Source organism: Mycobacterium sp. NGS40, from assembly GCF_059812735.1.
On the sequence record NZ_JCALDG010000009.1, the window covers coordinates 183729 to 198286 of the forward strand.

10 protein-coding genes and 1 pseudogene are annotated in these 14558 nt (G+C 67.9%); 5 read left to right on the plus strand and 6 right to left on the minus strand.

What is annotated here, in order from left to right:
* Positions 1 to 45 precede the first annotated feature (45 nt).
* From murI to clpS, 5 genes are all read right to left on the minus strand, one after another.
* Complete coding sequence (gene murI, locus AC5Y5O_RS16075; protein WP_096289538.1) at positions 46 to 861, minus strand: glutamate racemase; 816 nt, start codon at positions 859 to 861, stop codon at positions 46 to 48.
* Complete coding sequence (locus AC5Y5O_RS16080) at positions 858 to 1529, minus strand: rhomboid family intramembrane serine protease (RefSeq protein ID WP_096289539.1); 672 nt, start codon at positions 1527 to 1529, stop codon at positions 858 to 860. The genes murI and AC5Y5O_RS16080 overlap by 4 nt, the downstream gene beginning before the upstream one ends.
* Before the next feature lie 99 nt (positions 1530 to 1628).
* The gene (locus tag AC5Y5O_RS16085; protein WP_500025708.1) at positions 1629 to 2657 is read right to left on the minus strand and encodes a P1 family peptidase; all 1029 of its coding nucleotides are present in this window, start codon (positions 2655 to 2657) and stop codon (positions 1629 to 1631) included.
* A complete protein-coding gene (gene aosR / locus AC5Y5O_RS16090; protein ID WP_096289541.1) occupies positions 2654 to 3247 on the minus strand; it encodes an oxidative stress transcriptional regulator AosR in 594 nt (197 codons plus the stop codon). Before aosR ends, AC5Y5O_RS16085 begins: the two co-directional genes overlap by 4 nt.
* A gap of 12 nt (positions 3248 to 3259) precedes the next feature.
* The gene (clpS, locus tag AC5Y5O_RS16095) at positions 3260 to 3565 is read right to left on the minus strand and encodes an ATP-dependent Clp protease adapter ClpS (protein WP_096289542.1); all 306 of its coding nucleotides are present in this window, start codon (positions 3563 to 3565) and stop codon (positions 3260 to 3262) included.
* Between clpS and AC5Y5O_RS16100 the strand changes: the two are divergent.
* Positions 3564 to 4947 (plus strand): annotated as a pseudogene (locus AC5Y5O_RS16100) (nicotinate phosphoribosyltransferase). The gene clpS and the pseudogene AC5Y5O_RS16100 sit on opposite strands and share 2 nt — an antisense overlap.
* A 27-nt stretch (positions 4948 to 4974) precedes the next feature.
* Positions 4975 to 6978 carry an ATP-dependent DNA helicase gene (locus tag AC5Y5O_RS16105; protein ID WP_096289544.1) on the plus strand — a complete coding sequence of 668 codons (2004 nt, stop codon included), beginning with the start codon at positions 4975 to 4977 and terminating at the stop codon, positions 6976 to 6978.
* On the opposite strand, the gene glgP is transcribed toward AC5Y5O_RS16105, so the two are convergent.
* Positions 6975 to 9590, minus strand: a complete 2616-nt coding sequence (gene glgP, locus AC5Y5O_RS16110) for an alpha-glucan family phosphorylase (protein ID WP_500025710.1) — start codon at positions 9588 to 9590, stop codon at positions 6975 to 6977. The two genes, AC5Y5O_RS16105 and glgP, sit on opposite strands and share 4 nt — an antisense overlap.
* 234 nt (positions 9591 to 9824) lie before the next feature.
* On the opposite strand from glgP, the gene AC5Y5O_RS16115 reads away from it, so the two are divergent.
* Genes AC5Y5O_RS16115 through AC5Y5O_RS16125 form a run of 3 tightly spaced genes read left to right on the plus strand, consistent with a single transcriptional unit; the run spans position 9825 to position 14554 of the window.
* The gene (locus tag AC5Y5O_RS16115) at positions 9825 to 11915 is read left to right on the plus strand and encodes an alpha-1,4-glucan--maltose-1-phosphate maltosyltransferase (protein ID WP_207768558.1); all 2091 of its coding nucleotides are present in this window, start codon (positions 9825 to 9827) and stop codon (positions 11913 to 11915) included.
* Positions 11916 to 11939: 24 nt separating this feature from the next.
* A complete protein-coding gene (glgB, locus tag AC5Y5O_RS16120; RefSeq protein ID WP_096289546.1) occupies positions 11940 to 14132 on the plus strand; it encodes a 1,4-alpha-glucan branching protein GlgB in 2193 nt (730 codons plus the stop codon).
* An 11-nt stretch (positions 14133 to 14143) separates the two neighbouring features.
* Entirely contained in the window at positions 14144 to 14554 is a 411-nt protein-coding gene (locus AC5Y5O_RS16125; protein ID WP_096289547.1) for a hypothetical protein, read from the plus strand.
* Positions 14555 to 14558: the final 4 nt, after the last annotated feature.

The window sequence follows — 14558 nt, forward strand, 5'->3', positions numbered from 1 at the left end:
GAGAAAAACATCGCACGATTGATGTGATGAGAATCTCGCTGCCGACTAGCCAATCGGCGAGTGGTGCACCGGCCGGACGCCATTGACGGCCGGTCCCAAAAATCGCGCCGCCAGTTTCGTGAACGCCTCGGGGTCGCCGGTGGCTTCGAAAACGCGCGTCGCCGGCGGCGCGTCATGCGGGCGCAGCAAATCCCGTTCGCTGAGCACCCTCAGCACTTCCTTCGCGGTTTCCTCGGCGCTGGAAACGAGCGTCACGTTTTCGCCCATCGCCAGCTGAATCAACCCCGACAACAGCGGGTAGTGCGTGCAGCCCAACACCAACGTGTCGACCTGAGCGCGTTGCAGTGGCTCCAGGTATCCCTCGGCCAGACCCAAGACCTGACGCCCACTCGTCACGCCGCGCTCGACGAAGTCGACAAAGCGCGGGCAGGCCACCGCGGTGATCTCGGTGTCACGGGCGGCGGCGAACGCGTCCTGGTAGGCGTGCGAGGTGATGGTCGCCTGGGTGCCGATCACGCCGATGCGGCCGTTGCGGGTGGTGGCCACGGCGCGGCGCACGGCCGGCAGGATCACCTCGACGACGGGCACGTCGTAGCGCTCGCGGGCATCGCGCAGGCAGGCTGCCGACGCGGTGTTGCAGGCGATCACCAACGCCTTCACCCCACGGCCGACCAGGTCGTCACCGATGGCCAGCGCGTGGGCGCGCACCTCGGGAATGGTGAGCGGGCCGTAGGGGCCGTTGCCGGTGTCGCCGACATAGACGATGTCCTCGTCCGGCAGTTGATCGATGATCGCGCGGGCGACCGTCAGTCCCCCGACGCCGGAGTCGAAGACCCCGACGGGCGCCATGGGTGAGCTCATGCCTTCAGCCGCGGCACGGTGCCCGCTTTACGCTTCGCCCGGGCCTTGCGTTCCGGGGCGGACAACAGATACGCGGCGACAACTCCGGCGATGGCGCCACACAAGTGGCCCTGCCAGGACACCCCGCCGCATTGGCCGAGCACCGGCATTGCGCCGAGCAGCACGCCGCCGTAGATGAACAGCACCACCAGGCCGATGACGATGTCGACGAACCGGCGCACGAATATCCCGAAGACCAGCAGAAAGGCCAGCCAGCCGAAGATCAGCCCAGAGGCCCCGATATGGTCCGTCGGGCCGCAGTTGCTGCCCCAGTCGCCGATCAGCCAGGTGCCGAAGCCGCCCAGGATCCACACGATCGCGGTCGCCCACACGAAGCGGGACAATCCGGCCAGGGTCATCAAAAACCCCAGCACTAGCAGGGGAACGGTATTGGCCATCAGGTGCTGCCAGTTGGCGTGCAGCACGGGCGCGAAGACGATGCCCCACAGGCCGTCGGTTTCCAGCGGCCTGATGCCGTTTGCGTCCAAGGAATGCCGCGAGAGTTGATCGAACAGTTCGATCAGATACAGCAGCGCCACGAAGGTGAGGATCGTGGCCCCGCCCACCACCCACTCGGGCCGCTTTTTTTGGGTAGCGGGTACGCGTTGCTGTCTGGGGCTCATGCCCATAATTGCCCTTCTCGAGCGTCCACGGCAACATCCAGGCTACCGGCACAGGCGTCGCCAGCCTGGCACGTCCGCCCAGCGTCGGCACGGATCACCAGCACGTCAGCTCCCTGTCCCGAATGCACCCGGCAACGTGTCGCGGTAGGTCGGTACTCCGGCGACCGACTCGGCCGACAACACACCGACCAGCACGGCACGGGCCAGGCAATCGGCCGCGGCCGCACCCACCTCGGTGACCAGGGGCGTCTCCGGGGACATCGCCGCGGGCGCATCGGCCGGCGGCGGCACCTCGACCGCCCCGGTCGCCAGCGCGAACACGGTGTCGCCGTCCAGCGGGGTGTGCGCCGGGCGAATGGAGCGGGCCAGGCCGTCCTGGGCGGCGATGGCGACCCGTCGGCACGCCGCGGAACTCAGCGCCGCGTCGGTCGCGACCACCGCGATCGTCGTGTTGAGCGGTTCCAGCGGCGACGGTAGCTGCGCGAGCGCGTCGATCTGGTCCGCCGGCGGCGGCGTCAACGCGAACGCCTTGATCGCATCCGCCATCCACGGCAGGCCGGTGGTCCGGTCGACGACCTCGCCGGCGGAGTTGACCGCGACGACCGCGCCGACGGTGACGCCCGACGGCAATGTGGTCGACGCCGTGCCGATGCCGCCCTTGAGCACGCCGGCCCGCGCCCCCACCCCGGCGCCGACCGTGCCGACGGCCACCGCCGCGCCGGCGGCTTCGCAGGCGGCATAGCCGAACTCCGCCGTCGGCCGGCAGTCCCAGCCGCCGACCGGCAGATCGAAGATCACGGCACCCGGGACGATGGGCACCAGTCCGCCCTTCATCGCCACGCCGCGCTCGTGCTCCTCCAGCCAGCGCATCACGCCGTCGGCGGCCGCCAAGCCGTAGGCGCTGCCGCCGGCCAGTAGCACCGCGTCGACGAATCGCACCGTGTTGGCCGGGTCCAGCAGATCGGTCTCCCGGGTGCCGGGTGCGCCGCCGCGGCAATCGACCGCGCCGACGGTCCCCGGCGGGGTCAGCACGACGGTGACGCCGCTGGCCCACCCGGCGCCCAAGGACGCGTCCGGATCCAGGCGCTGATAGTGGCCGACGCGGATGCCCCCGACGTCGGTGAGCGCGTTCATCCGGCCTGCTTACCCATCAGCACCAACACCAGGTACTCCTGCAGCACGGTCAGCCACTGGTAGACGTCGAAGTGGGTGGCCATCGGATGATCGGCCGACAGCCGTTCCGGCCCGTCCGGCCCGATTTCCAGCATGACTCCCAGCGCCAGCCGAATGTCGTTGACGGCCGAGATCCAGGCGTTGGCCTGGTCCTCGCTGAGCTCGAACCGTCCGCCACTATCCGGAATAGTGCGCAATAACTGCTGTGCCGCAACACGTTTGGCGTCGATAATCTCGGGCTCGTGCAGACTGCGCAGCGCCGAGTTCAGCCCTTCGGGTGTTTGCGACCCAACGCTCGACGTGTCCTCGTCGTCGGGCCGGAAGAAGTCCGGCAGCAGCCGTCGCAGCGTCGGATCTTGAGGCGGCTCGGCGTTTCCGGTCTTGATGCCGGTGATCTCCTCGAGTTCGTCTGGCGGCGAAGAGGATTCGCGCTCGTCGAGCAGGCCGATCAACGCACCGACCAGATTCTTCAGCAGCTCCGCCTCATGCGGAGCCAGGGAAGACCGGAAACGGGGACCGTCGGCGGTCTCAACCCGCTTCCATTTGCGCACCGGAAATCGATCTCAGCGGTCCTGCTGCAGCGTCGCCCACAAACCGGCGGCGTGCAGCTTGGACACGTCGACTTCCATCGACTCGCGGCTACCCGCCGACACCACTGCCTTACCTTCGTTGTGCACCTGCAGCATCAATTTGGTGGCATGCGGCTCGCTGTAGCCGAACAACTTCTGGAACACGTACGTCACGTAGGTCATCAAATTGACCGGGTCGTCCCACACGATGGTGACCCAGGGACTGGCGGTGACCTCGACCGGAGCGGACTCGCGTTGCCCGGAGGTGCCGGGCTTGGTGGGCGCTGATGCGGCAACCATGGCCTCCAGGATACCGAGAGACCGGCCGCCCGCTGCCAGCCGTTACCGTTGGGAGAATGAACGAGCCGGCCTTAGCTGGGCTGTTAACCGACAAGTACGAGTTGACGATGCTGGCAGCGGCGCTGCGCGACGGCACGGCGGAGCGCCGGACCACGTTCGAATTGTTCGCCCGCCGCCTTCCCGCAGGCCGGCGCTACGGCGTGGTCGCCGGCACCGGTCGTTTGCTGGAGCTCTTGCCAGAGTTCAGGTTCGACGACGACGCGTGCCGGCTACTGGGGCAATTCCTCGACGCCGACACCGTGCGTTATCTCCGCGATTTCCGGTTCACCGGCGATATCGACGGCTACGCCGAAGGCGAGCTCTACTTTCCGGGCTCGCCCGTGCTGACGGTGCGCGGCAGCTTCGCTGAATGTGTGATGCTCGAAACGCTGGCGCTGTCGATCTTCAACCACGACACGGCGATCGCCTCCGCGGCGGCGCGCATGGTCAGTGCGGCCGCCGGGCGCCCACTGATCGAAATGGGATCGCGGCGAACCCACGAACGATCCGCCGTCGCCGCGGCCCGCGCGGCCTACATCGCCGGTTTCGCCGCGTCATCGAACCTCGAAGCCGAGCGTCGCTACGGCGTCCCCACCGAAGGCACCGCCGCACACGCGTTCACCATGCTGCACACCGGCGAGGGTGGGCCCGACGAGGTCGCCGCATTCCGGGCCCAGGTCGACGCGCTGGGCGTGGACACCACGCTGCTGGTGGATACCTACGACGTGACAACCGGCGTGACCAACGCCGTGGCCGCCGCCGGGGCGACGCTCGGCGCGGTGCGACTGGACTCCGGCGAGCTCGGCGTGCTCGCCCGCCAGGTGCGCGAGCAGCTCGACCAGCTGGGCGCCACCCGCACCCGCATCGTGGTGTCCGGCGATCTCGACGAGTTCTCCATCGCCGCGCTGCGGGCCGAGCCGGTCGACAGCTACGGCGCCGGCACCTCGGTGGTGACCGGCTCGGGCGCCCCGACCGCGGGCATGGTCTACAAGCTGGTCGAAGTCGACGGCATACCGGTGCAAAAGCGCAGCAGCCACAAGGAATCCCAGGGTGGCCACAAAGAAGCGCTGCGACTATCCCGCGCCACCGGCACGATCATCGAAGAGGTCGTGCACCCCGCGGGCCGGCCCCCGGCGACCACCGAGCCGTTCCGGGTGCTGACCGTCCCGCTCGTCCGCGGCGGCGAGGTGGTGGCGGGCACCGACCGCGTGGCCCTGTCCGCCGCCCGGGACCTGGTGGCGTCCGGGCTGCACAGCCTGCCTTGGGAGGGCCTGAAATTGGCGCACGGCGAACCGGCGATTCCGACGACGCGCGTCCCGGTCGAATCGATACGGTCGAGCTAGCCGAATCCGCGCGCAACAACGGGAGTTATCACGCCAGAGGTGTCTGTGCCCGAGCTGCTGGCGATCGCCGTGGCCGCGCTCGGCGGCAGCGAACGCAGCGGCCAGCAGGAGATGGCCACCGCGGTCGCGCGCGCATTCGAAACCGGCGAGCACCTCGCCGTACAGGCCGGCACCGGGACCGGTAAGTCGCTGGCCTACCTGATTCCGGCGATCGTGCACGCGATCGCCGACGAGGAGCCGGTCGTGGTGTCGACGGCGACGATCGCGCTGCAGCGCCAGCTTGTCGATCGTGACCTGCCGCGGCTGGCCGATTCGCTTGCCGACGCGCTGCCGCATCGACCCCGGTTCGCGTTGCTGAAGGGACGGCGAAACTATCTGTGTCTGAACAAGATTCACAACGGCTCTGCCGAAGAACCCGACGGCGACGAGACACGACCCCAGGAGGAGCTGTTCAATCCGATGGCGGCCAGCGCCCTGGGCCGCGACGTGCAGCGACTCACCGCATGGGCCGCGACGACGGATACCGGTGACCGTGATGACCTCAAACCCGGTGTGCCGGAACGATCCTGGTCGCAGGTCAGCGTCTCGGCGCGCGAATGCCTCGGGGTGGCCCGCTGCCCGTTCGGCTCGGAATGCTTCTCCGAACGCGCTCGCGGGCGCGCCGGCGTGGCCGACATCGTCGTCACCAATCACGCCCTGCTGGCCATCGACGCCGTCTCCGAATCGACGGTGCTGCCCGAACATTCGCTGCTGGTGGTCGACGAGGCGCACGAGTTGGCCGACCGGGTGACGTCGGTGGCCACCGCGGAGTTGACGTCGGCCGCCCTCGGGGTCGCCGCGCGGCGGATCACCCGATTGGTGAACCCGGAACTGGTCGGACGCCTGGAGGCGACCACCGCAACCTTCGCCGCGGCGATCCACGACGCCACGCCGGGTCGCATCGACCACCTCGACGACGAGCTGGCGACGTACCTGCGCGCGCTGCGCGACGTGGCCGGCGCGGCGCGCGCCGACATCGACACCACCAGCGACGCCAAGGCGGCCGCCGCGCGCGCCGAAGCCGTTGCGGCGCTGAGCGAGATCTCCGATACCGCGTCGCGGATTCTGACGTCGTTCGGGCCCGCGATCCCCGATCGCACCGAGGTGGTGTGGCTGGATCACGAGGACAACCGCGGCTCGACGCGTCCCGTGCTGCGGGTGGCTCCGCTGACGGTGGCCGGCTTGCTGCGCAACCACGTGTTCTCGCGGTCGACGACCGTGCTGACCTCCGCCACGCTGACGATCGGCGGTTCCTTCGATGCGATGGCCTCGGCGTGGGGCCTGGCCGGACCCGACGATGCGACGCAACGCCCGCCCTGGCGGGGTCTCGACGTCGGGTCGCCGTTTGAGCACGCGAAGGCCGGCATCCTTTACGTGGCAAAGCATCTGCCGCCGCCCGGCCGCGACGGCACCGGCTCGGCCGAACAGCTGACCGAGATCGCCGAACTGATCACCGCAGCCGGCGGTCGCACCCTGGGCCTGTTCTCGTCGATGCGCGCCGCGCGAGCCGCCGCCGATGCCATGCGCGAGCGGTTGTCCACGCCGGTGCTGTGTCAGGGCGACGACAGCACCTCGGCATTGGTCGAGCAGTTCAGTGCCGACCCCGAGACCTCACTGTTCGGCACGCTGTCGCTGTGGCAGGGCGTCGACGTGCCGGGGCCGTCGCTGTCGCTGGTGCTGATCGACCGCATCCCGTTCCCGCGTCCGGACGACCCGCTGCTGGGTGCCCGCCAGCGCGCGGTGGCCGCGCGCGGGGGCAACGGTTTCATGGCCGTCGCGGCCAATCATGCGGCGCTGTTGCTCGCGCAGGGCTCGGGACGGCTGCTGCGCCGCGACACCGACCGCGGAGTGGTGGCGATACTCGACTCGCGAATGGTCACCGCCGGGTATGGCGGCTACCTGCGGGCGTCGCTGCCGCCGTTCTGGCAGACCACTAACGCCGAGCAGGTCCGCGGCGCCCTGCAGCGCCTGCGCACCGCGCCCGACACCTAACGGGCGAGCGCCACCAGGCCGAGTTCGTTGCCGGCCGCGAGCATCGGGTGATACGGAAGCACCCGAACCGTGTAGCCGACCGCACCCGCCACCGGCAGCGAGGTCGTCGTCGAGAAGACCTGGTTGCCGCCTTCGGCCGTTCCGGTGTAGGACATCTGGACGGTGACCGGGTCCAGCAGTGCATCGCCGGAATCGACCCGGCCCACCGCCGCCTCCACGGTGACCTCGTCGGGCGCCAGACCGTCCAGCTGCACGGTCGCGGTCAGGGTGAGCTTCGAGCCGAGCACCGGAGTGTCGGGCAGACCGGTGGAGTCGACATCGGTGATCGCGACCTTCGGCCACGCCGCAACGGCACGGCGCCGGTAGTCGGCCAGCTCACGCGCCGCGCCGAAAGCGCCCTCGCCGGTGTCGGCAATGGTTTTGCGCAGCGACTGCGCAGCCGGCGTGTAGTACTGCTCGACGTAGTCGCGCACCATGCGGGACGCCAGCACCTTGGGCCCGAGCGTTTGCAAGGTGTGCCGAACCATTTCGATCCAGCGCGGCGGCACCCCGTGTTCATTGCGCTCGTAGAACTTCGGCGCTACCGCTTGTTCGAGCAGTCCGTACAGGGCGCTGGACTCCAGCTCGTCGCGGCGCTGCTCGTTGCTCACCCTGTCGGCCGACGGTATCTCCCAACCGTTTTCGCCGTCGTACCATTCGTCCCACCAGCCGTCGCGGATGGACAGGTTCAGGCCGCCGTTGAGCGCGCTCTTCATTCCCGACGTGCCGCACGCCTCCAGCGGCCGCAGCGGGTTGTTCAGCCAGACGTCGCAGCCCCAGTACAGCAGCCGGGCCATGGACATGTCATAGTCCGGCAGGAACGCGATGCGGTGGCGCACCTCGGGCCGATCGGCGAAACGCACGATCTGCTGGATCAGGGCCTTGCCCCCGTCGTCGGCCGGGTGTGACTTGCCCGCCACGATCAGCTGGATCGGGCGATCCTCATTGAGCAGCAGGCGCTCCAGGCGGTCGGGGTCGCTCAGCATCAACGTCAACCGCTTGTAGGTCGGCACCCGGCGCGCAAAACCGACGGTGAGCACGTCTGGATCGAATGCCTTTGCGATCCAACCCAACTCAGCATGTGGCGCGCCGCGCTCCAGCCACGAGCGGCGCAACCGCCGCCGGACGTCCTCGACCAACAGCGCACGCAGTTGGGAGCGGATCCACCACAGATGACCGGCGTCGACTTCGCGCAGCCGTAACCACACACCCGGATCGCTGAACGCGGCGTCGTCCGGCCCGGCCAGCTCGCGGCCCAGCTGCAGCCATTGTGGCGCCGCCCAGGTGCGGGCGTGCACGCCGTTGGTGATCGACCCGATCGGCACCTCGGCCCGGTCGAATCCCGGCCACAGTTCGTTGAACATGCCACGACTGACGCGGCCGTGCAGGAGCGAGACACCGTTGGCGCGTTGGGCTAGCCGCAGCCCCATGTGCGCCATGTTGAATTTGGTTTCATCGTCTTCGGCGCCGAGGGCGAGCACCCGGTCGATCGGGACCCCCGGCAGCAACGCGAGCTCCTGATCGTCGAGGTCCTCGTCGGAATGGTCGTCGAAGTACAGCTGCACCATCTCGACCGGGAACCGGTCGATCCCGGCGGGCACCGGCGTGTGGGTGGTGAACACGGTGGCCGAGCGCACCACCGTCAGGGCGGTGTCGAAGTCCAGTCCCTGATCGGTGATCAGCTCGCGAATGCGCTCCACACCGAGGAAGCCGGCGTGCCCCTCGTTCATGTGGAACACCTCGGGAGCGGGCAGGCCTTCGATCGCGGTGAACGCGCGAATCGCCCGCACGCCGCCGATCCCGGCCAGGATCTCCTGGCGCATCCGGTGCTCCTGGTCGCCGCCGTACAGCCGGTCGGTGACGCTGCGCAGATCGTGCTCGTTCTCGGGGACGTCGGAATCCAGCAGCAGCAACGGAACCCGGCCCACCTGTGCCACCCAGATCCGCGCGGACAGCCGCGCGGAGTCGGGCAGCGTCAGTTCGACCAGCGCGGGATTCCCGCCGGCATCGGTGAGCAGCCGCAGCGGAAGCCCCTGCGGATCCAGCGACGGGTAGGTCTCGTTCTGCCAGCCTTCCGCGCTCAGCGACTGCCGGAAGTACCCCGAGCGGTAGTACAGGCCGACGGCGATCAGCGGCACGCCCAGATCGGACGCGGACTTGAGGTGATCGCCGGCCAGGATGCCCAGGCCACCCGAGTAGTTGGGCAGCACCTCGGCGACGCCGAACTCCATCGAGAAATACGCGATACCGGTCGGCATCGCGATGCCGGCTTCCTGCTGTTGCTGGTACCACCGCGGGCGGGACAGGTAGTCGTTCAAGTCGGCGGACAGCTCATCGAGCCAGCGCAGAAAGCCCTCGTCCAGCGCCAATTCGTCGAGACGGGCGGGGCTGACCGCGCCCAGCAGCGCCACCGGATCGTTGCCGCTATTCGCCCACAGCGTCGGATCGATGCTTGCGAACAAGTCTTGCGTCGCCTTGTCCCAGGACCATCGCAGATTGATGGACAGCTGTTCGAGTGCGGCAAGCCGCTCGGGCAGGTGGGCGCGGACCGTAAAGCGGCGGAGAGCTTTCACGCAAGACAACCTTACTTAGGATTGGCCCGCTCGCAGGGTCAGTCTTCGATGGTTCGCCGCCGGCCGTGTGTGACCAGACACTAGGGTGGGTACGGGTAGTAATTGGGGCCGCAAAGACGCTTCCCCTGCACAGGAACTTTCCCCACGTGACGATGTTTCCTCAGACGGCAAGCATTCCGCGCCGCAGCACAATCCGCGGTTTGCCCGTAACCAATCGGACGGAACGGAGTGGTGGTGCCCGGTCGTGTCGAGATCGATAACGTCGCACCCGTAATTTCCTGCGGCGCGTACCCCGCCAAAGCGGTGGTCGGAGAGATGGTCCCCGTGAGTGCCGCGGTGTGGCGAGAAGGCCACGACGCGGTCGCGGCAACCCTGGTGGTCCGCTACCTGGGGCCGCGCTACCCGCAGGTCAACGAGACGCGCCGCGTTACGGCGGTGCAGGCTCCCGAGAAGCCACTGCCCGCGGTGGACGCCGAACCGCGCGAGCGGGTCAAACCGCTGCAGCTGCCGATGACGATGGGCCTCGAGCCCTTCGTGTTCCATGGTCAGTTCACGCCCGATCGGGTGGGGCTGTGGACCTATCGCGTGGACGGCTGGGGTGATCCGATCGACACCTGGCGGCACGGACTGTTGGCCAAGCTGGACGCCGGCCAGGGCGAGAAGGAGCTGTCCAACGACTTGCTGGTGGGCGCCGGTTTGCTCGAGCGCGCCGCCACCGGGGTGCCACGCTCCGCGCGCGAGCCGCTGCTGGCCGCCGCGGCGGCGCTGCGTGCTCCGGGAGATCCGGTGACACGCACCGCGCTGGCGCTGGCGCCCGACATCGAGGAGATCCTCGGCACCTATCCGCTGCGGGAGATCGTCACCCGCGGCGAGCAGCACGGCATCTGGGTGGACCGGCCGCTGGCCCGCTTCGGCTCCTGGTACGAGATGTTTCCGCGCTCAACCGGCGGCTGGGACGCCGACGGAAAGCCGGTGCACGGCACGTTCGCGACGGCAGCCGCGGACCTTCCGCGCATCGCCGAGATGGGCTTCGACGTCGTGTATCTGCCGCCGATCCACCCGATCGGCAAGGTACACCGCAAGGGGCGCAACAACTCCCCCACCGCCGCTCCCGGCGATGTGGGTTCGCCGTGGGCGATTGGTAGCGACGAGGGCGGCCACGATGCGATCCACCCGGAGCTCGGCACGATCGAGGACTTCGACAACTTCGTCGCCGCGGCCCGCGACCTGGGCATGGAAGTCGCCCTGGACCTGGCGCTGCAGTGCGCCCCCGATCACCCGTGGGCGCGCGAACACCGGAACTGGTTCACCGAGTTGCCGGACGGCACCATCGCTTACGCGGAGAACCCGCCGAAAAAGTACCAGGACATCTACCCGATCAACTTCGACAACGATCCCGCCGGGCTCTACGACGAAGTTCTGCGCGTGGTCCGGCACTGGGTTGACCACGGCATCAAGTTCTTCCGGGTGGACAATCCGCACACCAAGCCGCCGGACTTCTGGGCCTGGCTGATCGGTCAGGTCAAAGACGCCGATCCCGACGTGCTGTTCCTGTCCGAGGCGTTTACCCCCCCGGCCCGCCAGTACGGCCTGGCCAAGCTTGGGTTCACCCAGTCCTACAGCTACTTCACCTGGCGCACCGCCAAATGGGAACTCACCGAATTCGGCAACGACATCGCGGATCTCGCGGACTTCCGGCGGCCGAATCTGTTCGTGAACACGCCCGACATCCTGCACGCGATATTGCAGCACAACGGCCCGGGCATGTTCGCCATCCGCGCGGTACTGGCCGCGACCATGAGTCCGGCCTGGGGTGTCTATTCCGGCTACGAGCTGTTCGAGCACCGCGCGGTACGCGAGGGCAGCGAGGAATACCTCGACTCGGAGAAGTACGAACTGCGGCCCCGCGACTACGAGGCGGCGCGCGCCGAGGGTCGGTCACTGGAACCATTTCTGAAGCAGCTCAACGCGATTCGCCGGGTCCATCCCGCGCTCGAGCAGCTGCGCACCATCTACTTCCACGCGGTCGACAATGACGCGTTGCTGGCCTACAGCAAGTTCGACCCGGCCACCGGGGACTGCGTGCTGGTGGTAGTGACCCTCAACGCATTCGGGCCCGAGGAGGGCACGCTGTGGTTAGACATGGCGGCATTGGGTATGGAGGCCTATGAGCGGTTTTGGGTACGCGACGAGATAACCGGCCAGGAATTCCAGTGGGGGCAGTCTAATTACATTCGCATCGACCCCGGGCAGGCGGTCGCCCACATCATCAATATGCCGATCATCCCGCAGGAGTCTCGAAACACGTTGCTGCGCAGGAGGTAAGAGGGCCCGGAAGGGGATACCAGCATGAGCCGAACCGAAAGCCGAACCGATACGAACCTGGCGCCCGACCCGGGCGACTTGGGCCGGCTGGTGAGCGGCACCCACCACAACCCGCACAGCATCCTGGGCGCTCACGAGTACGGCGACCACACCGTGATCCGGGCCTTCCGCCCGCATGCGCAGGAAGTTGTCGCGCTGGTCGGTGACGACGAGTTCGCGATGGAGCACGTCGACGCCGGATTGTTCGCCGTGGCGTTGCCGTTCACCAATCTGATCGACTACCGGCTGAAGATTGACTACGGCTCCGGCGCGCACGTGACGGCCGACGCGTACCGGTTCCTGCCCACGTTGGGCGAGGTTGACCTGCACCTTTTCTCCGAAGGTCGCCACGAGCGACTCTGGGAAGTCCTCGGTGCCCACCCGCGCTCCTTCACCACGGCCGATGGCGTCGTCGACGGCGTGTCGTTCGCGGTGTGGGCGCCAAACGCCAAGGGCATCAGCCTGATTGGCGAGTTCAACGGCTGGACCGGTACTGAGGCTCCGATGCGGGTGCTGGGCTCCACCGGGGTCTGGGAGCTGTTCTGGCCCGGGTTCGCGCCGGACGGCCTGTACAAGTTCCGGGTGCACGGCGCCGACGGCGTCGTCACCGAGCGGGCCGACCCGTTCGCTTTCGCCACCGAGGTGCCGCCGCATACCGCGTCGCGAGTGACGACGAGCACGTTCACCTGGACCGACGCGGACTGGATGACGCAGCGCGCCCAGCGCAATCCGGTGTTCGAACCGATGAGCACCTACGAGGTACACCTCGGCTCGTGGCGGCCCGGACTCAGCTACCGCCAACTCGCCACCGAGCTGACGGATTACGTTGTGGAGCATGGCTTCACCCACGTAGAGCTGCTGCCGGTGGCCGAGCACCCCTTCGCCGGATCGTGGGGATATCAGGTCACGTCGTACTACGCGCCGACATCGAGATTCGGCACCCCCGACGATTTCCGGGCGCTCGTCGACGCCCTGCACCAGGCCGGCATCGGCGTGATCGTGGACTGGGTTCCGGCGCACTTCCCCAAGGACGCGTGGGCGTTGGGCCGCTTCGACGGCACTGCGCTCTACGAGCACTCCGACCCCAAGCGCGGTGAGCAACTCGATTGGGGCACCTACGTTTTCGACTTCGGCCGGCGCGAGGTACGCAACTTCTTGGTCGCCAACGCGCTCTATTGGCTCGAGGAATACCACATCGACGGCCTGCGAGTGGACGCGGTGGCGTCGATGCTCTACCTGGACTACTCGCGGCCCGAGGGCGGCTGGACACCCAACATATACGGCGGACGAGAAAACCTCGAAGCGGTGCAGTTCCTGCAGGAGATGAACGCGACGGCGCACAAGGCCGCGCCGGGGATCGTCACGATCGCCGAGGAGTCGACGTCGTGGCCCGGCGTAACACGGCCGACCAACCTTGGCGGGCTGGGCTTTTCGATGAAGTGGAACATGGGCTGGATGCACGACACGCTGGACTACATCAGCCGCGACCCGATCCACCGCAGCTTCCACCACCACGAGATGACCTTCTCGATGCTGTATGCGTTCAGCGAGAACTACGTGCTGCCGCTCAGCCACGACGAGGTGGTGCACGGGAAGGGCACGCTGTGGGGCCGCATGCCCGGCAACAACCACGTCAAGGCCGCCGGGCTGCGTAGCCTGCTCGCCTACCAGTGGGCTCATCCCGGTAAGCAGTTGTTGTTCATGGGACAGGAATTCGGCCAGCGCGCCGAGTGGTCCGAACAAAACGGCTTGGACTGGTGGCAGCTCGACGAGCAGGGCTTCTCCAACGGCATACTGCGTTTCGTGCGCGACATCAACGCCATCTACCGTGACCACTCGGCGCTGTGGAGCCGCGACACCACACCCGAGGGTTACTCCTGGATCGACGCCAACGATTCCGGCAACAACGTTTTGAGCTTCCTGCGCTACGGCAACGACGGCTCGGTCATGGCGTGCGTGTTCAATTTCGCGGGCGCCGAGCACAGCGGCTATCGACTCGGTCTGCCCAGCGCCGGTCGCTGGCGCGAGGTGCTCAACACCGACGCGACGGACTACAACGGTTCCGGCATCGGCAATCTCGGCGGAGTCGACGCCACCGAGGACCCGTGGCATGGCCGTCCCGCCTCGGCGCAGCTGGTGTTGCCGCCCACGTCGGCGCTGTGGCTGGCACCGGAGTAATCCCCCGCGCGGTGTGGAGACGGAAGAACAAGTACGCCACCGCGGCGCCGATTGCGGTGACAAGCACGGCTTGGCAAGAACAGTTCGACGAGCTGTGGCGCCTGCTGGTGCCGCAGGGCGGTGCCGCCGCGAGCCAACAGGGCGAGGCGATTCGCCTGGCGGGCAAGCTTTCACGCGAGATCCTGGATAACGGCGCTATCAATTGGGACGCAGATTTCTGCGCTATGGCCGACCACCTGGCGCAGTTGCTGACCGGTGGGCGCCCGGTGGCCGATCAGAGCGAACTGAACACATTGAGAGACACCGTACGAAGCGGCGGGGGCGGAAGGGCCGAGTTATACCGAGTCGCCGAGCTGGCGGTCTCTTGGGTGCTCGCCAACCCGATCCCCGTGCCTGCGGCCCCGGCCCCCTACCGCAACTGAGGTT